The organism is Sphingobacterium sp. E70, from assembly GCF_019285695.1.
Taxonomy (GTDB): Bacteria; Bacteroidota; Bacteroidia; order Sphingobacteriales; family Sphingobacteriaceae; genus Sphingobacterium; species Sphingobacterium detergens.
The window spans coordinates 3,259,114-3,283,168 of the sequence record NZ_CP079104.1 but is presented as its reverse complement, the minus strand read 5'-3'; the positions used below and the strand labels follow the sequence as shown (position 1 = coordinate 3,283,168).

Here is a 24,055-nt window from a genome sequence, read left to right as displayed (position 1 = left end):
TTGACAGTTCCGGTTGGAAACATCGGCTTATACTTACTATTTGTTTGTTCATCACATTATGTTTAAAAGCATGTATATCGTCATAGACGGTTTTAGAAGCCATCTGGAATATCCAGTTGATTTTCATTTGTGTTTGTGCTTTCTAAATATGGATATTTCGTAACTTTGTATTATATGTCGGATATTATTCAATTACTTCCAGATAATGTTGCTAATCAGATTGCGGCGGGAGAAGTGGTGCAGCGACCAGCGTCTGCCATTAAAGAATTGATTGAGAATGCCATTGATGCTGGAGCTGACAAAATAAAACTTATTGTTAAAGACGCGGGCAAATCGTTGATCCAAGTCATTGACAATGGCTGTGGCATGAGCGTAACAGATGCTCGCCTTTGCTTTGAACGTCATGCGACGTCAAAGATCCGGAAAGCTGAAGATTTATTTGCTATTCGCACCATGGGTTTCCGTGGAGAAGCGATGGCGTCCATCGCTGCGATAGCACAAGTAGAACTAAAAACACGCCGTATCGAAGATGAACTTGGTACTGTGGTCGAAATAGAAGGATCAAAAGTTGTCAATCAATATCCAGAAGCTGTTGCTGCTGGAACAAATATTTTAGTCAAAAACCTTTTTTACAATATCCCTGCTCGCAGGAATTTCTTAAAGAGCAATTCTGTTGAAATGCGCCATATCATTGACGAATTTCAGCGTATTGCCTTATCCAATCCACAGATTTTCCTTTCCCTGCATAGTGATGGAAATGAAATATACCATCTCCCTGCTGAAACATTGAAACAACGGATTGTCCATATCTTCGGGAACAACTACAACCAACGACTGGTCCCTGTGGAAGAGGATACATCCATTATTAAAGTGGAAGGTTTTGTCGGAAAGCCTGAATTTGCAAAGAAAACACGTGGCGAACAGTTTTTCTTTGTCAACAGACGATTTGTCCGTGACCCTTATCTGCACCATGCGGTTATGAATGCGTACGAGGATATTATGCAAGCGGAAACTTTTCCGTTTTATGTTCTATTTATCGACATAGATCCTGCTCGTATTGATATCAATGTACACCCAACAAAGACCGAAATCAAATATGAGGATGACAAGGCAATTTATGCTATCATCCGTTCAGCGGTGAAAAGGTCATTGGGACGCTATAATATCATGCCTTCTTTGGATTTTGAACAGGAGACAAGCTTCACCAATCTGATCACAAAGAAATCATTGGATGAGATTATTGCGCCGACAGTCACCTTCAATCCAGACTTCAACCCCTTTGACACAGACAAGTCCAAATCATCCTATTCCAGATCGGATAGTTACGCGGAAGGCTTTGCAAAAAAACAGGGGAATACCAAGCAATTGGGATTCATTGTACGAAATCGTCGAAAAGGAGGAGTCTGTACAGCTTCCTTTGCATACAGGTTCAGAATTGGAGACGGATCGTCCACAGGCCATCCAAGTGGAAGATAAAACTTCATCTAAATTATTTTTTCAGCTGCACAACAAGTATATTGTTTCACAGATCCATTCTGGTTTTATCCTTATTGACCAACAAGCTGCCCACGAACGTATTTTATTTGAACAGTTTCTGGAACAGCTCGATCAGCATAAAGGTTTAAGTCAACAAAGCTTATTCCCGCAGACCATAGATCTCAACCCTGCTGATAATGAGTTGATGAAAGACTTATTGGATGACATCAACGGTCTAGGTTTTCAGATTCGTGAATTTGGAAAAAATTCCTATATTATTGACGGAATTCCAGCAGACTTGGGAACAGGCTTTGATGAGATCAAAATGATTGAAAAAATATTGGAAGATTATAAAAATAATCAATCCGAATACAAGCTAGCTAAACGCGAGAATCTCGCAAAAAGCCTTGCTCGTAATGCTGCGATCAAACCAGGCACACAGCTTGACAACACTGCTATGGCAGAATTGGTCGACAAGCTTTTTGCCTGTCAATCACCGAATATCTCCATCTATGGCAACCCTGTTATCGTAACATTTACATTGCAGGAATTAGCAGAAAAATTTGGTAAAAACTAGAAGATAGAACTATATGTTTCAACAATTGACACCCGTTATCAAGAATTTACTGATCGTAAATATTGTATTCTTTTTAGGATCACAATTTGTGCCCATTGCCTATAATTATCTTCCGGTTTTCTACCCGGATTCCCCATATTTTAAAATATGGCAGGTAATCACGCATATGTTTATGCATGCTGACCTCGGTCATATCTTCTTCAATATGTTTTCTTTGGTCATCTTTGGCCCCATGATCGAGCAAGTACTTGGTCCAAAACGTTTTTTGAATTTCTACCTGATTTCGGGTATCGGTGCATGGCTATTGCAAATGGGGTTCAGGGTTTTGAAATATATAATGCAACCGGAAGCTTCTTCCCGTTGCACCAAAGTTTGGACATGTCTACGCTAAACACAGCTAACCCAGGTTTGGTACAAGAGATCTATACTTCACGTATGCTGGGTGCTTCTGGCGCTGTATACGGTGTATTGCTTGCTTTTGCTTACCTTTTTCCAAACATACCGCTTCAATTTTTGTTTATTCCTGTACCAGTCAAAGCCAAATATATGATCGGAGGCTTTATTTTGATCGAGATCTATATGAGCTTATCTAGGCCCGGAGATTCTGTAGCCCATCTAGCGCACGTTGGTGGCGCACTGTTTGGTTACTTGCTGCTCAAATTTTGGAGGATTAGAAAGGGAATTTATTAATAGCGCGTCATGAATAGCATTGGTTTAAAAGATTTTTGGAGACAAACATATAAAACAGGTTCGCCGATTCCGGTTGTGATCAGTATTCAGGTATGTTTATTTGTTCTCATTTATTTTTTGGACCTGCTCTTTGAGCTGAAATTCATCTCTCAAAGTTTCCTACAGCCTATCGTTAAGCATTTGAGCTTACCAAGCAATTTTTCGGTTTTCTTAGCACAACCTTGGTCTCTGATTTCGTCCAATTTTGTCTATGTTCAGCTTTTAAATTTAATTTTTGACAGCCTATGGCTGTATTGGGTAGGCCAGATATTCTTCACATTCCTAAACAAGAGGCAGTTTTTCTTTGTCTACATTGCCTCATGGCTCCTAAGTAGCACGCTCTATGTGGGTTTTGGCACACTTATTCCTCCGCCTACAGATCTGCATTTAATGGGGAGCTCATCCATTGGCAGCGATACTCGCAGCAATTGTCACTTTAATTCCAAACTATGAATTGCGACTATTACTTTTTGGTACTGTTAAATTAAAAATAGTAGCCATCGTCTATTTTGCATTGGAATTTCTATTTTTCGCTATTGGCAACAGACCTGCTGCAGTCTCTTATTTTGCCGTCGTTCTCTTTGGGATGGCTTTTACCTATGCTCTAAGATCTGGCATGGACTGGTCAACACTTTTTCAGAAAAAACAAAAAAGCCCGCAAAAATGAAAGTTGTTGTGGGCAATCATATACCGACAAATCGGAAACATCGTTATGACTTACCTAACCAGGATGAAATTGATACTATCCTAGACAAGATTTCAGTATCTGGTTATGAAAGTCTGACACACCATGAAAAAGAAACGCTCTTTAGGGCAAGCAATAGTGGCGACAAGGTTGATGGATAGAAGGACATTTTTAAGAAGAAAACTGGGATTTATAAGCAAAACAATGTTCCTGGCAAATATGCTTGCGATCATTGCATTGCTCATGAGTTACGCTGCAACCTTCATCAATCCGAAATCTTTTGGCCCATTGCATTTATGGGACTGGGCTATCTCCCTATTCTGATCGTCAATATTGGTTTTATCTGCTACTGGTTACTGCGTAAACGAAAGGTTGCCCTCTACTCTCTGGCAGCAATCTTATTGGGTTGGCCCTTTTTAACCAAACATTGGAATATCCGCAAAGAAAACCCGCCTGTGCCATCTGAAACACGTACATTACGTATCATGACTTTCAATGCCCATTTGTTCAAAAAGGTTAATGAAGAAAAAAGAACTTTAAAGCCGACGTTGTCCGTATCATTGATAGCATCTCACCTGATGTCATTTGCTTTCAGGAATATATCAGTAAAATCAAAGGGAAACATGTTTTCTCCGAAGAGTTTAAGGATAAATTGGGTTACGATTATTTCTTCTTTGAACCGAGTTCCAAAAATGACTACGAAGCCTATGGCATGGCTGTTTTATCTCGTTTTCCCATCTACGATTCGGGCACTATTCGTGACAACGACTATGGCATCAACAGAATATGTTATGTGGACATCAAAAAGCAGGACACCTTGGTACGCATCTATAATATCCACCTGCGATCCTTCGCGCTACAGAATGAAGACAAGGAGTTTATTCAAAATCTGTCTAACAAGACTGAAACCGACAATACGGCTACTCGCCGGTTGAGCAGAAAGCTAAAAAATGCATTTGAACTCCGCAGTGAACAGGCGCATTCGCTGAAAAAACATATGAATGACTGTCAGTACCCTTATATTGCCGTTGGTGATTTTAACGATACGCCCATGAGTTATTCGGTGAATCTCATTGGAGATGGCATGTATAATGCCTTTAAGGAAAAAGGAAATGGATGGGGTGACCCACCACGCACTTTTGCCAATTTTTCAGATTGACTATATCTTTGCCAGTCCAAAATTTCAGGTTATGAATTATCAGGTTGTCAAACAAAAGCTATCCGACCACTATCCAGTGTGGTCAGATCTACGGCTTAAACCTTAGGCATCTGATAGCCTAAAGATTTGAGACCTATTTCGATAAATTTATCCCTTCTATTTTTTATTTTGTAATAAGCTTCACGGCCAAAATAGTATCTTCCGACCAAGGCTTCAATATCTGACTGAATCAGATCATGCAGATTTTTTGCTTCATTTGCGTTCACCGGAATCCGCTTTTGCGTATTCAGAAATGAAATAAAAAGATCAAACTCTGCCGCGGGTAAATGATAACCACTGATAAAGTTTTCAATGGAATATGCTGGTAGATGTTTGGTGAACCGGTCATACACAAATTCCTCGATTGAATTGGAATGGTAGATCTCCCGATACTTCGCACTTGTTTCATTAGTGTCAATTGGGATATTCACATCCGGCAAAATTCCGCCGCCACCAAAAACCAGTTTGCCCTTGCTTGTTGTGAACATTTCCTTTGACGAAATTCAGTATCGAGCGTCCAAAGATCAAAACCCGTCATATATTTTGCGGCATCAAAATTTGCCCGGCTATATTTGCGTTGAATACACCTTCCTAATGGCGTATAATAACGCGCGACAGTCAAATTTACGGCGGATCCATCCGAGAAGTCAAACTGTTCCTGAACTAAACCCTTTCCATACGAGCGTCTTCCTACGACAGTGGCCCGATCTAAATCCTGTAAAGCACCACTCAGAATCTCACTCGCTGATGCCGTACTTTCGTTGATCAATATGACCACACGACCATCCCCAAACTCGCCCGTTTTCTCCGAATAATAATCTTGACGTTGTTCATTAGCTCCTTCGGTATACATCAACAGTCTCTTTTCTTTAAAAAACTGTCCCGCCAGATCTATCGCAGTATGCACAAATCCACCACCATTATTACGTAGATCCAAGATAAGATCCTGTGCACCACTTTTCCGGAGATCAATCAGTGACTGTTTAAATTCATCCGCAGTCTTATGTCCAAAGCGGCGTATCTTGATGTAAGCCGTCTTGGGAGCGATCATATAGGAGGCATCCAAGCTGGTTACGTTTACCTGGTCACGAATGACTTTCAACGGATTAACGAGCGTTTGTCCATTCCGTTGGATCGAAATAAGTACCGCTGTTCCTTTCTTTCCACGGATCAATTTTTCAATTTCTGCCTCGGGCACCTTTTTCCCCGCAAGATCTTTGTTTCCGATTTTAGAATACGATCACCGATCCGCATACCACTTTTCTCCGCTGGACCAGCGGATACCATTCCTACAACAAGCAGTGTATCCTTCAAACGAAAATATTCTACCCCTATTCCATCGAAGGAACCTTCCAGCGTTTCCTGCTTGGCGAGCACCTGATTAGGTCGTAAAAATGTGGAGAAAGGATCAAGGCGAGAAACAACGTGTTCAATGGCTTCATCTTGCACAGTGTCGACACTAATATTGTCAACGTAATTTTCAGAGATCAGCTGGACCAGGTATTGCAATTTGTCCGAATTTCCATTGGAGCCTAGACTTGAAAAGGTTGTTTTCTGATTGCTCCCCTGTTCTTCGGCATAATTCTGTCCCAACAGCAAGCCAAGAAGCAATACTGCAGCATATGTAGCGGCTACAAAAATATTTCGCTTAATACTCTTTTGCATTGGAAAAACCCAGTGTTTATAAAAGATAAACCGAGCCTGTGCGCTCATGAAATTACGTCTCAAAAGTAACAAGTTTATTCGGTTTAATCTGTAAACAGCCGTATAATTTTACATTAAAAACAAAAAATTGTCGCTGACTGTTTACGTCTAGAAGTTCCGCACACTTACTTTGACAGAAAACACGAAATAGCAGCAATGAAACTTGCAAATAAGCGCAAATTTATCTTAGTTTGAACTTGGAAAGGAATTTAATATATGCACGAAATCGAACCTTATTACAATTGGCGCGACTATTATATCGCTGCCGAAGACGAACAATCACCATTTTATGGTACGGTCTACAGCGAATTCGATTTCGACAAGCAGATCTATAACTTTTTGCTGCATCCACAATGGGATGAATTCGTTCGCTCACGCTGTATCTAAAGGTATTATTTGTCGATTATGAAAAACAATACTGTATTATCGAGTTGATCGGCGAATGGAACGATGCCATATACAATGATATCATGTTACTGAAAAGAGAACTTATCGATGTCATGATCAGTCAGGGTATAAAATATTTCATCCTCATTGGGGAGAATGTATTGAATTTCCATGCTTCAGATGACTCCTATTATGAGGAATGGTTTCAGGATATCGACGATGGCTGGATTGCGGGCGTAGGCTTCCGTGACCATGTAATCGAAGAGTTTCAACAACAAAATATTGATTATTACATCAATTTTGGCGGTGCACTCAATGAACTATCTTGGCGTGCCTTAAAACCAAAGCAGGTATTTCATCATGTGAATGAATTCCTGACCAAGCGTCTTGGTTTGTGAGTATTGAGTAATGAGTATTGAGTATTGAGTAATGGGTATATAGATTTTGGTTATACAAGCTTATGGCTTACTAACTGTTTCCAGCTTTTGATGATTAGCTTTTAATTTTTATTTCTCAGCGTGAGAAGCAAAATCTTGGTTCTACAAGTCGATGGCTTACTAATTGTTTCAATTTTTGATTTTTACCTTTTAATTTTTACTTTTTACTATATTATCCGTTAACTTTGTGATCGATGTGTTTAGTGCTTTGCACGAATACAGATAATTTTTACGTTTTATTTATACAAAACAATATGTCATTCAGAATTGAAAAAGATACGATGGGTGAAGTTCAAGTACCTGCAGATAAATACTGGGGTGCACAAACAGAACGTTCACGCAACAACTTCAAAATCGGACCGGCAGCTTCTATGCCACATGAGATCGTTGCAGGTTTTGCTTACTTGAAAAAAGCAGCAGCCTATGCAAACCACGAATTGGGTGTTTTACCTATTGAAAAACGTGATGCTATTGCAGCTGTATGTGATGAGATCCTAGCAGGTAAACTTGATGATCAGTTTCCATTGGTGATCTGGCAAACTGGTTCGGGAACACAATCCAACATGAATGTGAATGAAGTTGTGGCAAACCGTGCCCAAGTATTGGCTGGACATAAGATTGGTGAAGGAGAACCTGTATTAAAAGCGAATGATGATGTAAACAAATCACAGTCATCAAATGATACGTTCCCTACCGGAATGCATATTGCGGCTTATAAAGCTGTTGCCGAAGTAACTATCCCCGGTGTTGAAAAACTACGTGATACGTTGGCTAAAAAAGCTGAAGAGTTCAAGAATGTTGTTAAAATCGGTCGTACACACTTAATGGATGCGACACCTTTGACATTAGGTCAAGAGATTTCTGGCTATGTGGCACAATTAAACCATGGCCTAAAAGCACTAAGAAATACACTTTCACATCTATCTGAGGTAGCATTAGGCGGTACGGCTGTAGGAACTGGTTTAAATACACCTACTGGTTATGATGTTGTTGTTGCAAAATACATCGCTGAATTTACAGGTCTTCCTTTTGTTACTGCGGAGAACAAATTTGAAGCTTTGGCAGCACACGATGCCATCGTAGAGACGCATGGCGCTTTGAAACAATTGGCTGTAGCATTGAATAAAATTGCCAACGACATCCGTATGTTGGCTTCTGGTCCTCGTTCAGGTATCGGTGAAATCCTTATTCCAGAAAATGAACCGGGATCATCTATTATGCCAGGTAAAGTGAATCCTACACAATGTGAAGCGTTAACAATGGTCGCTGCCCAAGTTATGGGGAACGATGTTGCGATCACCATTGGTGGTACGCAAGGACATTATGAGTTGAATGTATTCAAACCATTGATGGCAGCGAACTTCTTGCAGTCTGCACGTTTATTGGGCGACGCTTGTATTTCTTTTGAAGAGCACTGTGCTGCCGGTATCGAGCCTAACTACAAACGCATCAAAGAATTGGTTGACAACTCATTGATGTTGGTCACTGCGCTAAACACGAAAATTGGTTATTACAAAGCTGCTGAAATTGCTCAAACGGCACATAAAAACGGTACTACACTTAAAGAAGAAGCAGTACGTTTGGGTTATGTGACTCCGGAAGATTTTGATGCTTGGGTAAAACCTGAGGAAATGGTTGGAAGTTTAAAATAAGCTGTGGCAATAATTTCAATAAAAATATATCATCAAAAACATACCTACTGGCTCTTGCCATAGGTATGTTTTTCTTTTTTTACCGCCTGCAAATTTAATTCAGATATGCAGGGTGAAGGAGCTTCGTTTTTACAGGGCGAGTGGGTACAGGACAGTATTCCGGGACAGCAGCAGATGATGCAGTATACCTTGACTGAATTTAAGTTTACCTGTGATTCGGTTTATGCGACAATGCATGTGAACAACAAAGTACAGACTATCCCTGATAGTTGTTATAAAAACGGTTCCTGGACAGAACATGCCAAAGGTATTTATGTGCTACGTGGTGATTCCGTTATCGTAGACGGAATATACACCAAAGAAAATGGCAAGCAGAAGATCTCAGGTTGTTATCTTTCGGGGCAATATATCCCACGTTTTAAGGTTGTCTATCATTCTGCGGACTCCGTCGTACTGGAAAGTCGGTTTGATCAACGCCCTATTGTCCTTAGAAAGACCAAAGATATTACCTGCGTACCTAAAAAGAGATATTAGTATTTAGACTTTACTTGTTCAAGCCAGCGGCTTACGAGCACTGTCTTTAATCCTTGCTCCTTAATCTTTGTTCTCTATGCAAGCCTTTGGTGGTCTACTTCAACCTGATCTTGATCGATTGGCTCGCTGCAAGGGATTATTACATCGATAGATAAATCAACATGTAATAACCCGTTTTTTATTTTTACTTTTGACTATCAACTTCCAACCATCCATATGAACAAAGGAATTATTGCCTTAGCTTTTGGGGGACTTGCCATCGGGATGACTGAATTTACGATGATGGGTATTCTACCTGATATTGCGAAGGATCTGCATATCGAAATCCCTACTGCGGCTCACCTTATTGCCCTGTATGCGCTCGGTGTAGTTGTAGGTGCTCCTACATTAGTCTTATTCACGGGTAAATATCCTCCAAAGAAGGTTTTGCTCTTTTTGATGTTACTATTTTTTATTTTCAACGGTTTATTCAGTATTGCACCGGGACAGTTTCTGATCAGTCTTTCGCGTTTTATGGCTGGACTTCCACACGGAGCATTCTTTGGCGTAGGATCTGTTGTTGCAGCTAAGCTTGCTCCGAAAGGAAAAGAGGCTCAGGCCATCTCGATCATGTTTACGGGCATGACTATAGCCAACCTTGCCGGAGTTCCGTTAGGAACCTATCTCGGTCATCATTATTCCTGGCGTCTGACTTACGGCATTATCAGTATACTGGGACTAGTTACCTTTGCCGCAATATATGCCTGGATGCCGAAAATTGAGGCTTCTAAAGGAAATAATATATTCAATCAGCTTAGTTTTTTCAACAAAAAGATTGCTTGGTTATTAATGGCGATTATTGCTATCGGCACAGGTGGATTATTTGCCTGGATCAGTTATATTGCTCCCTTGGCAACTAAAGTTTCTGGCGTTCCAGCTGACCGGGTACCACTGATTATGATCTTGATAGGTGTTGGTATGTTTTTCGGAAATCTGATCGGCGGGAAATTGGCAGACAGCATTTCACCCACTAAAGCAGCTATCGCGAGTTTTTCGGCTATGGCACTCTGTTTGGTCATGGTCTATTTTGTTTCGCCTCTGGGCTGGACAGCCTATCCTTTGGCCTTTATTACAGGTTTGGTATCCTTCACCATCGGTTCACCAACACAACTGATGTTAATTCGGGCTTCGAAAGATTCCGCAACATTAGCCGCAGCAGGCGGACAGGCAGCATTTAATCTTGGCAATACTCTTGGTGCATTTCTAGGTGGCATTCCCATCACCATGGGATTAGCATACAATACCCCCTCCCTGGTAGGTGTAGGTATGGCAAGTATCGGCGCTTTGTTGACCTTGTTGTATCTCAAGGTCTATGACAATAAACGTTAACACATAAAAAAAAACGATTCTAATGGCCCGAAGTAGTTATATCAGTGTATTGCGTATCATAGCAATCTTTTGATTATTCTAATCCACTCTTCTTCGGGCTATTTAAATAGTAACGACTTTGATTCTTTTGATTGGGATTATGCCAATTGGATCAACAGCTTTTCGCGCTTTGCAGTCCCTCTTTTTGTCATCATCTCCGGTGCATTGCTTTTGCAAAGGGATGAAGATACAGGCACATTCTACAAAAAACGGCTGTTTAAAATTATTCCGCCATTTGTTTTTTGGACCATTGTATACCTGATCTATTATTTTATCCGTTATATTGATTTTGAGTATGTTGGTTTTCCACAAGTTATTAACATTGTGTTAATTCGCTTAAAGTCAGGAAGCAACGCACACCTATGGTACCTCTACATGCTTATCGGACTCTATCTAGCGATACCCTTTTTGCGAAAAATGATCCGGAACTGTTCAAAAGAGAAATTGAGATTTTCTTATGCCTATGGTTTGCTTCACTGTTTTTCAGCAACAAATGGTTTAATGCATACCTTCCAAATTTTGACCTAACTTTCTTTACAGGCTACATGGGTTATCTCGTCTTGGGTTACTATCTCTACAATCATCCACTCCCCAGTTAAGATGGTCTAGCCTCCCCTTCTTTATAGGTTGTTGTCTGATTACAGGTTGGGGAACTTATTATCTCAGTGTGGAAAAAGGCGAATTTGACCCTACATTGTATAATTATCTTTCACCCAATATTGCATTAAGTGCTGGCTTATTGTTTGTATTTATTCAATGTCTAAAACTCCCAGAACGGTTGAGTGCATTCTGGGAATTCATCGACATCCATAGTTTTGGCATCTATTTAAGCCATATCTTGTTTTTGAACTATATTCATCCACTGCTACCATTAGCGACGCTGTGGAAAATACCGGCAGCAGCGATTCTCACTTTACTCGCCAGTGCTTTGCTGACGTATTGCCTGCGAAAGATCCCGTTTGGGAAATATGTGAGTGGTTAATTCGATTTGATCCAGCTATTATTTTTCGCCTTCGACCTTATTGTAAATATAGCGATCCGCATTAGGTCCACCGATCTCTTTACCTTCCTGATCCAGTCCGATCAGTCTATTTTCACCGACCTTTAATTTCATATTGGTTTCTTTGCCCGTCAGGTGCACAACAGAACCATTGTCATGCCACATGACTTTACCTGAATCTTCAACTTTGGTGTTCTTATTGATATATTCACTTACAATCGAGAAAGTATTGTCATTTTTAAGGTAATATTTGTTTTGATACCTTCACAATCCGCACAGGGAATGGTTGCTTCATATTTACCGGGCCAGTCCAACGAATTTTGAGATGTATGGACGGTATCTGCTGTCATCGTTGTATGATCGGACGAATCTGCTGCTACCACTTGTTGATTTTCCTTTTTGTTTGATTACATGCACTTAAAGAAAGTGCTGCCAGGCAAATAAATAATACTGATGATTTCATAATGTGCTGTTTTGATTTAAATATACCCCATATCAAGCAATTTCGGCGCCAAGAAAATAATTTATGTGATTCAAAAAATTGCATGCCATAAAATAACGAGTGGTAACAAAAGCGTACAGCGAAGCAGCTGAGTTTCGAATAAGGCTTAGAAACCGAGGTGGAATGTTTACAAAATAAAAAGGACTGTCCAAACTGGGCAGTCCAATCTATATGATATACTGTACGGCAAAATACGATACATACAATGCATGTATCGGCAATGCTGACAGGATTTGAATGTCTTATTTCAGACTAGAATGGTAAATCATCATCATCTGATGAACCAGACAAATCTACAGGAGCAGGCATATCCGCATAACCTGGAGTAGATGGTGCTGGAGCAGCATTTCCTAGTTTTGTTACACGCCATGCAACCAATGAATTGAAATATGTCGTTACGCCATCTTTATTTGTCCAAGGACGACCACGAAGATTAAAAGATACCTCTACCTCTTCGCCAATAGCTAGGTTATCAAAAATTGAAGTTCTGTCTTGTGTTGATTCAAAACGGATATATTCAACAAATTGTGGGTTTTCGGCATAAGCTACAATCATATCACGTTTTTGAATGATTCTGTCACTTGTTGTGTCGCTCCTATCTCGTGTACTTTTCCTCTAATTTCCATAATCAAAAAAATAAATATTAAAGCGTAAAATTAAGCAATTTTTGAGGAAGAGTTTAATTAACTTTGTACAAAATATGATGGAAGTTTTCAACACCCCAATAAAGTTATCATTACGTGCAATAAACGCTTATCGCCGTATTTGCAACAGGAAGTTAAAGAGTTAGGTTTTGACATCGTCAGAGCATTTCCTACCGGAGTCGAATTGAAAGTCAGCGTAAATGATACGATCAAGCTCAATCTGAACTTGCGTACCGCCTCGCAGATTCTATATTCGTTAAAGGAATTTTCAGCGAACAATCCTACTGAGCTCTACGAAGAGCTGAGCACGATTGCTTGGGAAGAGCTCATTCAATTCGATGGTTATTTCTCTGTGAGTTCCAATGTGGACAATGAAACAATTAGCACGCCTTTATTTGCGAATGTCAAAGTGAAAGATGCGATTGTAGATCGTATTAAAGATAAAAAGGTATGCGCCCGAATTCTGGTCCGGAAAACAACAAAGCTGTCGTTCACCTCTACTGGAAGGATGACCGTGCTGAAATTTTCATTGATACCTCTGGAGAAACACTGGCCAAGCATGGTTACCGTAAGATTCCGGGCAAGGCGCCCATGCTGGAGGCCTTAGCAGCCTCAACAATTATTGCTTCAAAATGGGATGGCGAATCCGCTTTTGTCAATCCGATGTGCGGATCAGGAACATTGGCCATTGAAGCGGCATTGATTGCAACCAATAGAAAACCGGGACTACTGCGTATGAATTATTCATTCATGCATTTCATCGGTTATGATGAAACTGTCTTCTTCCAGGAACGTCGCCTATTAAAAGATCAGATTAATAAAAAAGCAGCTCCTCAAATTATTGCTACGGATATCTCCGAAGAAGCGATCAACGTTTCCAAGATGAACGCCCGCACTGCAGGGGTAGAACAATTAATTTCATTTGAAGTATGCGATTTTGCCGAAACGCACGTTCCTAAAGAAGGAGGTGTCATCTTATTCAATCCAGAATACGGTGAACGTTTAGGTACGCATACCAAGTTGGAGATTACCTACAAACGTATGGGTGATTTTATGAAACAGGAGTGCAAAGGTTATAGAGGCTATATATTTACCGGTAATCCGGATCTTGCAAAGAAAATTGGACTCCGTGCGTCCAGACGTATAGAATTTTATAACGGTAAATTAGATTGTAGATTATTAGAATACGAATTATACGAGGGTACTCGCGAAAAAAACAAAAGTATTGTATGAATAACATTATTGAACGCACAGTCGCATTTGTGCAAGATCGTTTGAAATTTGCAGAAGCAGGCCATGATTGGTCGCATATTCAACGCGTATGGAACAATACGAAGTTAATTTTAGAAGATGAAGAAGCTGATGTCATGGTCTGCGAATTGGCAGCGCTCCTGCATGACATTGCGGACAGCAAATTCCATGACGGTGACGAAACAATTGGCCCTCGCGTTGCTGGAGAGTTTTTGGCAAGTCTAGAAATTTCTCCTGAAATCATTGACCATGTCAAAAAAATCATCTTTAACATGTCTTTCAAAGCAAGTTTGGGTGAAGTTTCTTTTCATTCCAAAGAGATGGAAATTGTACAGGATGCCGATCGTTTGGACGCCATCGGTGCAATAGGTATTGCGCGTGCATTTAGTTTCGGCGGGAATAAAGGCCGGGAAATGTACAACCCCAACATTCCGGTACAGGAGTATAAAGACAAAGAAGCTTACAAACATTCTGAAGCTCCGACAATTAATCACTTCTATGAGAAGCTGCTTTTGTTGAAAGATAAAATGAATACACAGGCCGCAAAAAGAATTGCGGAACACCGTCACCAATATATGCTTGGATTCTTGGAAGAGTTCATGGCAGAATGGAATGGTAAAAATAAATTACAGTTAACAATAACTACATATAAAAGTGGTACTTTAGATCTTGTGAATCAGGATAAAAAGTACCACTTTTTTTATGCTGTAAAAATCAGCTTTCAAACTAACACATATGAAAAAACACATTTTTAGCTGTCTGACGTTGGCTATGGTCATTTCATCGGCAACACTATTTGCACAGACCAAAGCAATTGCACATCGTGGCGTATGGAAAAACAGTCACCTCCCTCAAAATTCCATAGCCTCTTTAAAAGCCGCACATGAGCTTAAACTCTTTGGATCTGAGTTTGATGTACACCTCACCAAAGACAATATTCTTGTCGTCAACCACGACAATGATTTCTATGGGATTGACATCGCAACCGCGACATACGCAGAACTCTTAGCAAAAAACATCCGAATGGGGAATCTATCCCAACATTGGAAGAGTATATCAAAGCAGGGAAAAAATTAAAGGGCCTACGTCTGATCTTGGAGTTAAAAACCAACAAATTGGGTGTAGAACGGACGCTAGAGGCAGCAACAAAGTCTGTTGAAATGGTAAAAAATCTGAAAGCAGAGAAAATAACAGATTATATTGCATTCAGTTTTGAGGCTTGCCAAAAGATTCATGAGCTTGCTCCAAAAGCGAATATCCAATACCTAAATGGGGATAAATCGCCTGCTGATGTGAATGCCGCAGGAATTAATGGCCTAGACTACCATTTTCGGTCTTCAAAAAGAATGCAAACTGGCTGCAGGAAGCCCATCAATTGGGTATGAAAGTGAATGCCTGGACAGTCAATACGGAAGAAGAAATGAGCAATCTAATTGGACAAAAGATCGACTTCATCACAACAGATGAACCTGAATTGCTGCTTCAGGTATTGAAAAAATAAAGGTTATCCCTGAGATCAACAAAACAAACTGAAGAACAAATTAACATAGATGAAAAAATACTTTATTCTCACAGCAGCATTATGCATATCGTATATCTCCTATGCGCAAGACTTTATTGCAGCTACATACAATATTAGACAAAGAAATACGGTAGACACCGGTAATATGTGGGTTGACCGCAAAGTTCCTTTGACCAACCTGATTAAATATCATGGTTTTGATATATTCGGTGTTCAGGAAGCTTTTCATGATCAGGTTCAGGATCTAAAACGCTACTTCCGGGATTCGATTATGTCGGTGTGGGGCGTGATGACGGCGCACAGGAGGGTGAGCACTCGGCAATTTATTACAACACCAATCGGTTCAAAGCCATAAAAAGTGGCACATTCTGGCTTTCTGCAACAGATACCGAACATCCGAACAAAGGTTGGGACGCGGCCTTACCACGTATCTGTACCTGGGGAATTTTTGAAGACAAAGCCAATAAAAAGCGTTTTATCTTTATGAATACCCATTTTGACCATATCGGACATACAGCCCGCACGGAAAGTGCAAAATTGATCCTGGCCAAAGCAAAAGAATTTGCGAAGGATCTTCCGCTGATCTTAACAGGTGATTTCAATGTAGACGAAAAAGATGAAGCCTATTTTACACTTGCCAAAAGCAATGTAGTCACAGATGTACATGAAGTATCTCCGCTTAAATATGAACCCAACTCTTCTTTCAATGGTTGGGGAAAAGCCTAAGAGCTTCTGGTCGTATCGACCATATCTTTATCACCAAGCCTTTCCAGGCAAAAAAATATGGCATTTTGACAGACACTTACCTGAGTAAGTTTCCTTCTGACCACTTCCCTGTTGTGACAACGCTTTCGTGGAAATAACCCGTATAGGATTAAAAAAATTATTATATAACGGATAAAGCGCTCCTTTTGGGGCGTTTTATTGTTAGACCTTTTCCCTTCCGACATAGACTGCTGTGACAATGCGCAGCTTTCTTTACTTTAAGATTGTGGCGTATCTGCTACGGATACGGACAATGTAATGGAAAGAACAGCCGACAATTTAAACTTTTACAAAAATTAACGGTCGATATCCTTAATTTTGACAGCAAAACATATCATGATGAAATTTCCATTACTATATTGTACCCTATTTGTTTCGGGGCTTTTATTTTCCAACAACAGTGAAGCGCAAATCTTTAAAAAGATCAACGATGCGTTGAATAAAGCAAATCAGAGTCAAACTGATAGCACCAAAAAGACGAATTCGTCAACCGCGAGCTCTTCAACAACTAGTTCGAACAAGTCGAACCCCTTGGCTTCATTATCAAATAAAGATGCTTCATTGGGTATCAAACAAGCTTTAAGCAATGGTCTTAACCTGAGTATTGAGTCTTTGGCAAAAAAGATGGCTTCTTAGGTGATGCAGCGGTAAAGATTTTAATGCCTGCGGAGGCCCAAAAGTAGAAAAAACACTTCGTGCAGTCGGCATGGGCAAGCTTTGTGATCAATTTATTCAAAGCATGAACAGAGCCGCTGAGGGTGCAGTAAAAGAAGCCGCTCCGGTATTCGTAAATGCATTGTCTAAAATGACTATCACTGATGCAACCAATATTCTATTGGGTAGCAAGCAAGATGCCGCAACAACATTTTTCAAAACAAATACATCAACCGAATTAACGAACAAGTTTAGTCCGGTCATTCAATCGGCTATGGGTGTAAATAATGTTGACCAATATTGGACACAGCTGACCAGTGCCTATAATAACTTGCCGCTAGGCAATAAGGTGGAAACAAATCTGACGGCTTATGTTACACAAAAGGCCATAGATGGTTTGTTTATCAAAGTAGCTGATCAGGAATCAAAAATCAGAAACAATATCGGCGGAAGCAGAAATACAAATATCCTTCAGAAAGTATTTGGCTACGCCGACGACAAAAATAAGCTAAACCCAGGATTAACCCCAAAAAGATAAAAGAGGTTAGCGGAATATCACCTCTAGTAAACAAGACTTGTCAGTTTATTGACAAGTCTTGTTTGTTTTTGGCCGAAGCCCGTTAGAATTTGTAAATTTGGTCACCCTTATCACATTAAGGCGATTAGCATGAGCACATTTGAGATTAATAACATAAGTGACTTTTCAGTTTCGGAAAGATTTCAACGCTACGTACAGATTGACACACAATCTGATGTAAATTCACCAACATGTCCATCTACCGAAAAACAGAAAAATCTGGGTAAATTATTGGTAACAGAACTCTTATCATTGGGCATTTCGGATGCCGCTATGGATGAAAATGGTTACATCTATGCGACCATCCCTTCCAATACGTCCAAGAAAGTTCCAGTTATCTGTTTCTGCTCGCATATGGACACTTCTCCGGATTCTTCGGGCAAAGATGTAAAACCATTGGTACACCGTAATTACCAAGGACAAGATTTGGTACTTCCGGATGATAATAGCATTGTGATCAAATATGCAGAACATCCCGATTTAGCCAATCAAATCGGAAACGATGTAATCACGGCAAGCGGAACAACGCTATTAGGAGCAGACGATAAGGCTGGTATCGCTGAGATCATGGATGCTGCACGCCTATTGATGAAACACCCGGAGATTAAACATGGTGATATCAAGATTTTATTCACGCCAGACGAAGAAATCGGCCGTGGGGTTGATAAAGCAGACTTAAAGCGTCTGGCAGCAGACTTTGCCTACACCATGGACGGCGAAAAAGCCGGTACAATCGAGGATGAGACATTCTCGGCAGATGGAGCAACTTTAACAATCCATGGCGTATCTGTGCACCCTGGTTTTGCAAAAGGAAAAATGCAGAGTGCAATTAAAATCGCAAGTGCCGTCATTGATGCATTACCGAAAGACAGACTTTCCCCAGAAAGCACTAATAAAAAGACGGTTTTGTGCACCCCGTGAATATCAGTGGGTCGGTTGAAAAAGCTGAGATTCAATTTATCATCCGTGATCATGCAACAGCTAATCTAAAAAACACGAAGATGAACTGGAAGCAATAGCAAAATCTATTGTTGAGCGCTATCCAAATTGCACCTATACATTCACTGTAAAAGAGCAATACCGCAACATGAAAGAAGTCCTTGATCAGTATCCAGAAATTATGGAAATTGGCATGGAAGCTATTACAAGAGCAGGTATGGTCGCGGAAAGAAGAAGTATCCGTGGTGGTACCGATGGATCACGCCTATCATTTATGGGGCTTCCATGTCCTAATATCTTTGCGGGTGGACATGCATTTCATGGAAAGCAGGAATGGGTATCAGCACAAGATATGGAAAAAGCGGTCAAAACAATTTTGCATATTGTATCTTTATGGGAAGAAAAAGCATAAGTACATTCTAAAATCAACATATTTTTAATGAAAAACGACGTTTTAAAAGCAATACACTACAGAAGATCGGTATTTCAAGCTTCTTTTACCGAAGAAGAAGTAAGCAAAGAGGATATCCTTAGCATTTTAGAAGCAGCTAATGCTGCTCCAACACATAAACGGACACAACCTTGGCGTTTTGTGATCTTTCGTAAAGAAGGACTTCAACGCTTGGGTACTGAATTATCGCGCATCTATAAATCGGTTACACCGGCGGAGAAATATACGGAAGCGACAGAGATCACCATGGGCAAGAAAGCAACACAATCAAATGTTGCCATTGCACTTATCGTCAATTATACGGGTGAAGTTCCTGAATGGGAAGAATTGGCGTGTACTGCTGCTGCTGTAGAAAATATGTGGCTCGCTGCACATTCGTTGAATATTGGCGGTTACTGGGCAACACCAGGCTTAATCAATCATTTGAGTGGTTTTCTTAATCTAGAAGAGAACCAAAAATGCATCGGCCTATTTTACCTAGGACATCATGAATCAGATGCGCGCGAACCTGTACGCACACCTATCGAAGAAAAAATTCGCTGGGAAGAATAAGGTACTGTAACATACGATAAAAACTAACAAGGGCTCGAATCATTCGGGCCCTTACTAGTTATTTCTTTTCTATCCCAAAACAATGTGGTGGTTTGATGATATTCGACTGGGCAGAATTCTTCATCTCTTTCAGCGGAAAAGTGATTTTCAAGCGGCCTTTCGTTCCCTGCCATTTACCCCCGACTGAAGAAGCCGTATAGCCTCGTCGACAAGCGCTTGCTCGGGTGTTCCTTCTGCGTGGATCTGGTTAGGCAATCCATCCTTTCCGATTGTGAAATTAACAATAATCTCCCCCTTTTCCACCATCTCTCACCTGATTGTTTAAATATTGTTCAAAGGCTTTCCATCCACCGACCGGAGCAGCATCACCACCATCCAACAGAGGCTCGATCGCTACAAGATTTTCTGGTTCACTCAGCGTGACATCTGTCGTCCGTTCAGCTTTACCATTGAAATGTTTAAAATATAGAAGCGCTAATAAAACAACAAACAAAACCCCCGCTGCGCCAATGGCTAAACGTTGCCAAGTAAAATATTGTGCATGTCTTGTCGCTATGGTATTTTCAATCCGACGGCTAAGTCGCTGCTGTAGCAAACTTAATTGCTTTGCATCAACGCCATTCTGCAATCGATATCCATCTATGGCATCCTGTAAAAAGGATCTTCCAATGCTTCTTTTTCCAGTTGAAACATTTCCTCCCTGCTCATTAGGCCATGGATGTAATTATGAATTCGCGATAATTGATAATTATTTTCCATTTTCTTTCCTTTCCATACAGATTTTCAGATTGCGTTTTCCATTCTGGATCGCACTCTTGACTTTATTCAAATCATATCCTGTTAAATCTGCGATATCTTTATAGCACTTTTGTTCCAGATAAAACAAACGTACACATTCTTTTTGCTCTTCATTTAAAGTCTGCATACAACCTTCTAATTTTTCAAAATCCCGCTCTTCCCATTTTGCCTCTTCACTGGTATTGAGTTTTTGTTCGCTTTCAAACAAATTATCTTCAATATCCACCTGTGTCATCCGTTTATCTTTCCGTAATTGCATTAAACAATAGTTCTTACTGTATACGTGCAACCAGCTTTTAAAATTATCAACCTCGTAATGACGCAGTTTCGAATCAGTTCTTCAAAGATTTGCATAACTGCATCCTGGCTACGATCGGGATCTTGCAAATACTTGAAGCACACACCATAAAGCAAGGACATATAAGGCGAATATAATTTCCCCAGCGCAGACAGGTCTCCTGTTGTTTTATAATGTTGTAATAGTTCTTTTTCGTTCATGCGCAAATCTTTCACCTTAATGATGAATTAAGATACGGTTTTCCATAAATAAAGCAAGTAGAGCTTGCAAATTATCATCGATAAAATTTCTATCAACACAATCTCTCTTTTCGGACACAAAAAAACCGTCTCTAAATAAATCAGAGACGGCTAATGAAAATATGTTATGAATTACGGTCCTAATTTCCCTGTTTCCAATGTACCGGAGCGTTACGCCGTAGGTTCTCGGATCAGCTACGACTCCAGCATATTGGCCATAACTGCCCGGAGCTGCAAGCAATTGCTCATAGTAATCTTTATTTGTCAAATTTCTGCTCCACACAAAAACTGAAACGCCATTCGACCCCTAAAGCCCAAACGTGCATTCAGCAAAGTATAAGCATCTATATTCAAATATTGTGATGGAGATGAGCTTGAAGAAAATTTGGAGCGATGGAAAAGATCTGCTCCCAAGAAGTAGGAGCCATTGATACCGATCAGTTTGCCGCTCTGATTAACTTCTCCACCCAAAGACCAAGACCATTTGGATACACCTGGAAGCACTCCACCCGAAATATCTTTGAAAGCCTGCGGCCCACCAACTTCTTCCAGCGGAACTGGTGCATTTGTAAATTTCACGTATTTTGCATCTGTATAGGCCAGGGCACCATTCAGCCGCAGAAAGTGACCAATATTAATATTACCGTCGAGTTCCACCTTTGACACGTACTTTCTCAGCATTGGCCAAGTAACCCCGATTTACTCCGGGTTCAGGCGTTTGTACCTGGGTTTGATAATCTTTGATATCAGTTTGGTAAACGGATAAGTTAAGGATCGAATTGCGTGTTGGGTTTGTTTTCACGCCCAACTCTTTGTGGCGAACCGCTTCTGGTTTTACTTCAGCTAGATCTAGCAGCACAGCACCATTTGCTGTTGGCAATCCGCCAACATTGATTCCAATTGGCTTATAGCTGATGGAATAAGTAGCATACGCATTGATCTTGGGGTTGAAACGGTATTTCGCAGAAAGTTGTCCCGAGAAATTATCCGCATCCGCATTTATATCAAAAGTTTGGTTGGTATAGACCCCATTTTTGAGTGCCAACAGCGCCGGATCGGATGTCTGTAGCCCACCATAGGTCTGTCTATCATAGTTTGCTTTCTTTTTGTCGTAGTTATAGCGCAGCCCTGGTAAGATATGAAGTTTGGAGGTCACCTCCCAGTCAATCTGTGTATAAGCGGCTAAACTTGTGCTTTTGATTCCATAGACAGTCTTAATCCCGAAATTGTCAAATAGCCCTGGAGTCTCCCATAAAGCGCTCGTCGAACTTTTCTGAAAACGCCAGAATGCGGATCCCGTCTCCTCTGTATGCACAGGATCGGTACCAAGATCCTGCCAAAGGCCAAATAAGCCGACTACACCACTTACTTTCTCACTGATTTTGCCCGAATACCTAAATTCTTGCGACCATTGATTATGCACTGAATTGCCTGCGGAAACCGTATAGACAGGAAGGCCTAGATAATCCCGGTCATTGAGTGGCACCCAAGTCCATTTTCGCCAAGCGGAAGTAGACGTCAATGTTCCCTCTCAATTTTGATGTCCGCATTCAGCGCTACACCGCCCAATTTATTATCAGCTTTAGATTGTGTATCGAGATCAATCTTACGTTCAAATGCACTTTTGTAAGGTAACTCATAACCTAGATCTTTGATAATAGCATCAAATTGTCGGTAATCAGCACGTTGGGTTTTGACCACACCTGCGACTGCCCAACCATATCCATCGGGCTTTTGAGAAGAGACATCTCCTGAGAGTACCAATTTGATATTCTCAGTTGGTGTAAACAGCAATTGTCCTCTAAATCCGAGGTTATTGATATCATTGATTTTTCGATTGGTATGAACATTAAACAGATTACCATCCCGTTGTGTGCCCGAAAAGGAAGCCCGAGCAGCTAGATTCTTAGCCAGCGGTCCGGAGATGGATGTCTTTGCCTGAATAAATCCCTGATTGCCATAACTAACTTCAACATTAGCCTCAGGTGTAAATTGGGGTAGCCGTGAAGTAATATTAAAGGCGCCAGCGGTGGTATTTTTACCAAAGAGTGTACCCTGTGGCCCCGTAATACTTCGATCTGATCAATATCAATAAAATCCAACCAAGTTGCTGCTGGCCTCGCGATGTAAACACCGTCCAGATAGAATCCGACACCTGGGTCGATACCGTCATTGGTAAGGCCGTAAGTTGAACCAAGTCCACGGATATTTAGTGTCGTGTTACGTGCATTTGAAGAATACAGTTGTACCGTCGGGACAAGTTCTTTCAGCCGGTTGACGTTAAAGGCTCCAGCATCTTCCAATGCCGCTCCACGGATAATAGAAACGGGAATCGGTACATCCTGCAATTGCTCCTTGCGTCTACGGGCAGTCACAACTACTTGGTCTAAGGCTTCCAACCGGGGTGTCAGTTCGATCACAGTAGGCGATTGGTCCACGATAATCCGTCGTGTTTGATACCCTACAATGGATACAATAAGTGAAAAAGGCAGTTTTTGTCCGGTAACAAATTGAAATACGCCTTTACTATCGGTCTTCACCTGGTGAGTAACTGCTTCAATTTGAACAGTTACACCTTGCAGAGGCTCTTTTGAAACCGCATCAACCACAGTACCTGTTAATGAAGCATTTATAATGGGTTTAGGATTTTCTACCTGCGCATAAGTCTGATAAGAACCAGCCAAAAGCAAGCTAAAAATGACGCTAATTCGAAAAATAGCATTTTTTTCATAAATTTATTCAGTTTAATAGTGAAAATAAACAAGTGCCAACGCCAATAGAACTTGTTTCATTGTTAAAACTTTGTTTAAAAAGGAAGCCTCGGCTTCCCTTTTCTAATATAAGAGAGTGTAAGAGAGAAATTTTAACAACACATTCGTTTTCACTATTTCTTAGGGTAGTAAAAACCACTTCCAATGAAGTAATCTGTAAGCTTGTTTTTAAAAAGTATTCTTTTTCATTCTTTCCATAATTAAGTATGCTCATTTTTTTTTGCCAGCCCTCATGACTCACTGTAAATCAGGACGACAGTACAAATATAGAAATATTTTTTAAAAGACTACTAATTTGATAGATTT

General features: G+C 40.5%; 31 protein-coding genes and 8 pseudogenes. 26 read left to right on the top strand and 13 right to left on the bottom strand.

All coding sequences use genetic code 11. From position 1 onward, the window contains the following. The first annotated feature begins 174 nt into the window (after nt 1–174). The 8 genes from mutL (at nt 175) to KUH03_RS23190 (ending at nt 4,626) form a co-directional block, all read left to right on the top strand. Nucleotides 175–1,476, top strand: a complete 1,302-nt coding sequence (gene mutL, locus KUH03_RS23220) for a DNA mismatch repair endonuclease MutL (RefSeq protein ID WP_257097259.1) — start codon at nt 175–177, stop codon at nt 1,474–1,476. After that, the gene (locus KUH03_RS23215) at nt 1,436–2,053 is read left to right on the top strand and encodes a hypothetical protein (RefSeq protein WP_257087040.1); all 618 of its coding nucleotides are present in this window, start codon (nt 1,436–1,438) and stop codon (nt 2,051–2,053) included. The genes mutL and KUH03_RS23215 overlap by 41 nt, the downstream gene beginning before the upstream one ends. Nucleotides 2,054–2,066: 13 nt before the next feature. Further along, nucleotides 2,067–2,444, top strand: coding sequence for a rhomboid family intramembrane serine protease (locus KUH03_RS23210; protein WP_257087039.1), 378 nt, complete (start codon nt 2,067–2,069; stop codon nt 2,442–2,444). After that, the gene (locus KUH03_RS23205) at nt 2,432–2,743 is read left to right on the top strand and encodes a rhomboid family intramembrane serine protease (RefSeq protein WP_257087038.1); all 312 of its coding nucleotides are present in this window, start codon (nt 2,432–2,434) and stop codon (nt 2,741–2,743) included. The genes KUH03_RS23210 and KUH03_RS23205 overlap by 13 nt, the downstream gene beginning before the upstream one ends. A gap of 9 nt (nt 2,744–2,752) precedes the next feature. Further along, nucleotides 2,753–3,235 (top strand): rhomboid family intramembrane serine protease, encoded by a 483-nt coding sequence (locus KUH03_RS49015; RefSeq protein ID WP_373564473.1) that lies wholly within the window; start codon nt 2,753–2,755, stop codon nt 3,233–3,235. After that, nucleotides 3,189–3,449, top strand: a complete 261-nt coding sequence (locus tag KUH03_RS23200; RefSeq protein ID WP_257087037.1) for a hypothetical protein — start codon at nt 3,189–3,191, stop codon at nt 3,447–3,449. Before KUH03_RS49015 ends, KUH03_RS23200 begins: the two co-directional genes overlap by 47 nt. Continuing rightward, entirely contained in the window at nt 3,446–3,628 is a 183-nt protein-coding gene (locus KUH03_RS23195; protein WP_257087036.1) for a DUF6576 domain-containing protein, read from the top strand. The genes KUH03_RS23200 and KUH03_RS23195 overlap by 4 nt, the downstream gene beginning before the upstream one ends. Nucleotides 3,629–4,023: 395 nt before the next feature. Next, a complete protein-coding gene (locus KUH03_RS23190; protein ID WP_306429790.1) occupies nt 4,024–4,626 on the top strand; it encodes an endonuclease/exonuclease/phosphatase family protein in 603 nt (200 codons plus the stop codon). A 95-nt stretch (nt 4,627–4,721) separates the two neighbouring features. Here the strand turns inward: KUH03_RS23190 and KUH03_RS23185 are convergent, their stop codons facing one another. From KUH03_RS23185 to KUH03_RS23175, 3 genes are read right to left on the bottom strand one after another with little or no spacing between them, the layout of a single operon-like run. Continuing rightward, entirely contained in the window at nt 4,722–5,105 is a 384-nt protein-coding gene (locus KUH03_RS23185) for a hypothetical protein (protein ID WP_257087035.1), read from the bottom strand. After that, nucleotides 5,093–5,863, bottom strand: coding sequence for a S41 family peptidase (locus KUH03_RS23180; protein WP_257087034.1), 771 nt, complete (start codon nt 5,861–5,863; stop codon nt 5,093–5,095). Before KUH03_RS23180 ends, KUH03_RS23185 begins: the two co-directional genes overlap by 13 nt. Continuing rightward, nucleotides 5,836–6,330 (bottom strand): S41 family peptidase, encoded by a 495-nt coding sequence (locus KUH03_RS23175; RefSeq protein ID WP_257087033.1) that lies wholly within the window; start codon nt 6,328–6,330, stop codon nt 5,836–5,838. Before KUH03_RS23175 ends, KUH03_RS23180 begins: the two co-directional genes overlap by 28 nt. A gap of 255 nt (nt 6,331–6,585) precedes the next feature. Between KUH03_RS23175 and KUH03_RS23170 the strand changes: the two are divergent. The 6 genes and pseudogenes from KUH03_RS23170 to KUH03_RS23145 all read left to right on the top strand — a co-directional run. Further along, a pseudogene (locus KUH03_RS23170) lies at nt 6,586–7,154 on the top strand (hypothetical protein). A gap of 293 nt (nt 7,155–7,447) precedes the next feature. Next, the gene (gene fumC, locus KUH03_RS23165; protein ID WP_257087032.1) at nt 7,448–8,845 is read left to right on the top strand and encodes a class II fumarate hydratase; all 1,398 of its coding nucleotides are present in this window, start codon (nt 7,448–7,450) and stop codon (nt 8,843–8,845) included. Between the two features lie 105 nt (nt 8,846–8,950). Next, nucleotides 8,951–9,379 (top strand): fumarate hydratase, encoded by a 429-nt coding sequence (locus KUH03_RS23160; protein WP_257087031.1) that lies wholly within the window; start codon nt 8,951–8,953, stop codon nt 9,377–9,379. Between the two features lie 216 nt (nt 9,380–9,595). Next, nucleotides 9,596–10,747, top strand: a complete 1,152-nt coding sequence (locus tag KUH03_RS23155; protein WP_257087030.1) for an MFS transporter — start codon at nt 9,596–9,598, stop codon at nt 10,745–10,747. Nucleotides 10,748–10,816: 69 nt separating this feature from the next. Beyond that, the gene (locus KUH03_RS23150; protein WP_257087029.1) at nt 10,817–11,314 is read left to right on the top strand and encodes an acyltransferase; all 498 of its coding nucleotides are present in this window, start codon (nt 10,817–10,819) and stop codon (nt 11,312–11,314) included. Between the two features lie 64 nt (nt 11,315–11,378). Next, nucleotides 11,379–11,768, top strand: a pseudogene (locus KUH03_RS23145) (acyltransferase family protein); the annotation flags it as partial. Between the two features lie 18 nt (nt 11,769–11,786). Here KUH03_RS23145 and KUH03_RS23140 read toward each other — a convergent pair. From KUH03_RS23140 to KUH03_RS23130, 3 genes and pseudogenes are all read right to left on the bottom strand, one after another. Beyond that, a pseudogene (locus KUH03_RS23140) lies at nt 11,787–12,022 on the bottom strand (copper resistance protein NlpE N-terminal domain-containing protein); the annotation flags it as partial. Then, nucleotides 11,999–12,169, bottom strand: coding sequence for a copper resistance protein NlpE (locus KUH03_RS23135; protein ID WP_257087027.1), 171 nt, complete (start codon nt 12,167–12,169; stop codon nt 11,999–12,001). The gene KUH03_RS23135 and the pseudogene KUH03_RS23140, both read right to left, overlap by 24 nt. A 371-nt stretch (nt 12,170–12,540) precedes the next feature. Beyond that, nucleotides 12,541–12,914, bottom strand: a pseudogene (locus KUH03_RS23130) (DUF3127 domain-containing protein). Between the two features lie 139 nt (nt 12,915–13,053). Between KUH03_RS23130 and KUH03_RS49010 the strand changes: the two are divergent. The 12 genes and pseudogenes from KUH03_RS49010 to KUH03_RS23075 all read left to right on the top strand — a co-directional run bounded on the left by KUH03_RS49010 (nt 13,054) and on the right by KUH03_RS23075 (nt 19,643). Then, nucleotides 13,054–13,539: a THUMP domain-containing protein gene (locus KUH03_RS49010; RefSeq protein WP_373564472.1), complete on the top strand. Its 486-nt coding sequence runs from the start codon at nt 13,054–13,056 to the stop codon at nt 13,537–13,539. Next, nucleotides 13,524–14,165: a class I SAM-dependent RNA methyltransferase gene (locus tag KUH03_RS49005; protein WP_373564471.1), complete on the top strand. Its 642-nt coding sequence runs from the start codon at nt 13,524–13,526 to the stop codon at nt 14,163–14,165. The genes KUH03_RS49010 and KUH03_RS49005 overlap by 16 nt, the downstream gene beginning before the upstream one ends. Beyond that, a pseudogene (locus KUH03_RS23120) lies at nt 14,162–14,800 on the top strand (HD domain-containing protein); the annotation flags it as partial. The gene KUH03_RS49005 and the pseudogene KUH03_RS23120, both read left to right, overlap by 4 nt. Before the next feature lie 118 nt (nt 14,801–14,918). Beyond that, nucleotides 14,919–15,260: a glycerophosphodiester phosphodiesterase family protein gene (locus KUH03_RS23115; protein ID WP_257087026.1), complete on the top strand. Its 342-nt coding sequence runs from the start codon at nt 14,919–14,921 to the stop codon at nt 15,258–15,260. Continuing rightward, the gene (locus KUH03_RS23110) at nt 15,227–15,568 is read left to right on the top strand and encodes a hypothetical protein (protein ID WP_257087025.1); all 342 of its coding nucleotides are present in this window, start codon (nt 15,227–15,229) and stop codon (nt 15,566–15,568) included. Before KUH03_RS23115 ends, KUH03_RS23110 begins: the two co-directional genes overlap by 34 nt. Continuing rightward, nucleotides 15,565–15,684, top strand: coding sequence for a hypothetical protein (locus tag KUH03_RS23105; protein WP_257087024.1), 120 nt, complete (start codon nt 15,565–15,567; stop codon nt 15,682–15,684). The genes KUH03_RS23110 and KUH03_RS23105 overlap by 4 nt, the downstream gene beginning before the upstream one ends. A 49-nt stretch (nt 15,685–15,733) precedes the next feature. Next, nucleotides 15,734–16,060, top strand: a complete 327-nt coding sequence (locus KUH03_RS23100) for a hypothetical protein (protein ID WP_257087023.1) — start codon at nt 15,734–15,736, stop codon at nt 16,058–16,060. Beyond that, nucleotides 15,985–16,431 (top strand): hypothetical protein, encoded by a 447-nt coding sequence (locus tag KUH03_RS23095; RefSeq protein ID WP_257087022.1) that lies wholly within the window; start codon nt 15,985–15,987, stop codon nt 16,429–16,431. The genes KUH03_RS23100 and KUH03_RS23095 overlap by 76 nt, the downstream gene beginning before the upstream one ends. Before the next feature lie 375 nt (nt 16,432–16,806). After that, nucleotides 16,807–17,106, top strand: coding sequence for a hypothetical protein (locus tag KUH03_RS23090; RefSeq protein ID WP_257087021.1), 300 nt, complete (start codon nt 16,807–16,809; stop codon nt 17,104–17,106). A gap of 70 nt (nt 17,107–17,176) precedes the next feature. Beyond that, nucleotides 17,177–17,662 carry a DUF4197 domain-containing protein gene (locus tag KUH03_RS23085; RefSeq protein ID WP_257087020.1) on the top strand — a complete coding sequence of 162 codons (486 nt, stop codon included), beginning with the start codon at nt 17,177–17,179 and terminating at the stop codon, nt 17,660–17,662. A gap of 129 nt (nt 17,663–17,791) precedes the next feature. After that, a pseudogene (gene pepT, locus KUH03_RS23080) lies at nt 17,792–19,052 on the top strand (peptidase T). Nucleotides 19,053–19,079: 27 nt separating this feature from the next. After that, complete coding sequence (locus KUH03_RS23075) at nt 19,080–19,643, top strand: nitroreductase (protein WP_257087019.1); 564 nt, start codon at nt 19,080–19,082, stop codon at nt 19,641–19,643. Nucleotides 19,644–19,790: 147 nt separating this feature from the next. Here KUH03_RS23075 and KUH03_RS23070 read toward each other — a convergent pair whose 3' ends face one another. The 7 genes and pseudogenes from KUH03_RS23070 to KUH03_RS23040 all read right to left on the bottom strand — a co-directional run bounded on the left by KUH03_RS23070 (nt 19,791) and on the right by KUH03_RS23040 (nt 23,963). Further along, nucleotides 19,791–19,949, bottom strand: coding sequence for a hypothetical protein (locus KUH03_RS23070; protein WP_257087018.1), 159 nt, complete (start codon nt 19,947–19,949; stop codon nt 19,791–19,793). Continuing rightward, a complete protein-coding gene (locus KUH03_RS23065; protein ID WP_257087017.1) occupies nt 19,921–20,271 on the bottom strand; it encodes a hypothetical protein in 351 nt (116 codons plus the stop codon). Before KUH03_RS23065 ends, KUH03_RS23070 begins: the two co-directional genes overlap by 29 nt. Nucleotides 20,272–20,391: 120 nt before the next feature. Beyond that, a pseudogene (locus KUH03_RS49000) lies at nt 20,392–20,939 on the bottom strand (RNA polymerase sigma factor). Nucleotides 20,940–21,242: 303 nt separating this feature from the next. Continuing rightward, nucleotides 21,243–22,401, bottom strand: a pseudogene (locus tag KUH03_RS48995) (TonB-dependent receptor). Nucleotides 22,402–22,496: 95 nt separating this feature from the next. Beyond that, nucleotides 22,497–22,772: a hypothetical protein gene (locus KUH03_RS23050; RefSeq protein ID WP_257087016.1), complete on the bottom strand. Its 276-nt coding sequence runs from the start codon at nt 22,770–22,772 to the stop codon at nt 22,497–22,499. A gap of 104 nt (nt 22,773–22,876) precedes the next feature. Further along, nucleotides 22,877–23,668, bottom strand: coding sequence for a carboxypeptidase-like regulatory domain-containing protein (locus KUH03_RS23045; RefSeq protein WP_257087015.1), 792 nt, complete (start codon nt 23,666–23,668; stop codon nt 22,877–22,879). Between the two features lie 49 nt (nt 23,669–23,717). Continuing rightward, nucleotides 23,718–23,963, bottom strand: a complete 246-nt coding sequence (locus tag KUH03_RS23040; RefSeq protein WP_257087014.1) for a hypothetical protein — start codon at nt 23,961–23,963, stop codon at nt 23,718–23,720. Nucleotides 23,964–24,055: the final 92 nt, after the last annotated feature.

Bases quoted from the DNA above. Each gene is read 5' to 3' on its own strand.
- mutL (WP_257097259.1), top strand. From the start codon at position 175: ATGTCGGATATTATTCAATTACTTCCAGATAATGTTGCTAATCAGATT.
- KUH03_RS23210 (WP_257087039.1), top strand. From the start codon at position 2,067: ATGTTTCAACAATTGACACCCGTTATCAAGAATTTACTGATCGTAAAT.
- KUH03_RS23205 (WP_257087038.1), top strand. From the start codon at position 2,432: ATGTCTACGCTAAACACAGCTAACCCAGGTTTGGTACAAGAGATCTAT.
- KUH03_RS49015 (WP_373564473.1), top strand. From the start codon at position 2,753: ATGAATAGCATTGGTTTAAAAGATTTTTGGAGACAAACATATAAAACA.
- KUH03_RS23195 (WP_257087036.1), top strand. From the start codon at position 3,446: ATGAAAGTTGTTGTGGGCAATCATATACCGACAAATCGGAAACATCGT.
- KUH03_RS23175 (WP_257087033.1), bottom strand. From the start codon at position 6,330: ATGCAAAAGAGTATTAAGCGAAATATTTTTGTAGCCGCTACATATGCT.
- fumC (WP_257087032.1), top strand. From the start codon at position 7,448: ATGTCATTCAGAATTGAAAAAGATACGATGGGTGAAGTTCAAGTACCT.
- KUH03_RS23160 (WP_257087031.1), top strand. From the start codon at position 8,951: ATGCAGGGTGAAGGAGCTTCGTTTTTACAGGGCGAGTGGGTACAGGAC.
- KUH03_RS23155 (WP_257087030.1), top strand. From the start codon at position 9,596: ATGAACAAAGGAATTATTGCCTTAGCTTTTGGGGGACTTGCCATCGGG.
- KUH03_RS49005 (WP_373564471.1), top strand. From the start codon at position 13,524: ATGCTGGAGGCCTTAGCAGCCTCAACAATTATTGCTTCAAAATGGGAT.
- KUH03_RS23115 (WP_257087026.1), top strand. From the start codon at position 14,919: ATGAAAAAACACATTTTTAGCTGTCTGACGTTGGCTATGGTCATTTCA.
- KUH03_RS23105 (WP_257087024.1), top strand. From the start codon at position 15,565: ATGAAAGTGAATGCCTGGACAGTCAATACGGAAGAAGAAATGAGCAAT.
- KUH03_RS23100 (WP_257087023.1), top strand. From the start codon at position 15,734: ATGAAAAAATACTTTATTCTCACAGCAGCATTATGCATATCGTATATC.
- KUH03_RS23090 (WP_257087021.1), top strand. From the start codon at position 16,807: ATGATGAAATTTCCATTACTATATTGTACCCTATTTGTTTCGGGGCTT.
- KUH03_RS23085 (WP_257087020.1), top strand. From the start codon at position 17,177: ATGGGCAAGCTTTGTGATCAATTTATTCAAAGCATGAACAGAGCCGCT.
- KUH03_RS23075 (WP_257087019.1), top strand. From the start codon at position 19,080: ATGAAAAACGACGTTTTAAAAGCAATACACTACAGAAGATCGGTATTT.
- KUH03_RS23070 (WP_257087018.1), bottom strand. From the start codon at position 19,949: ATGGTGGAAAAGGGGGAGATTATTGTTAATTTCACAATCGGAAAGGAT.
- KUH03_RS23040 (WP_257087014.1), bottom strand. From the start codon at position 23,963: ATGAGCATACTTAATTATGGAAAGAATGAAAAAGAATACTTTTTAAAA.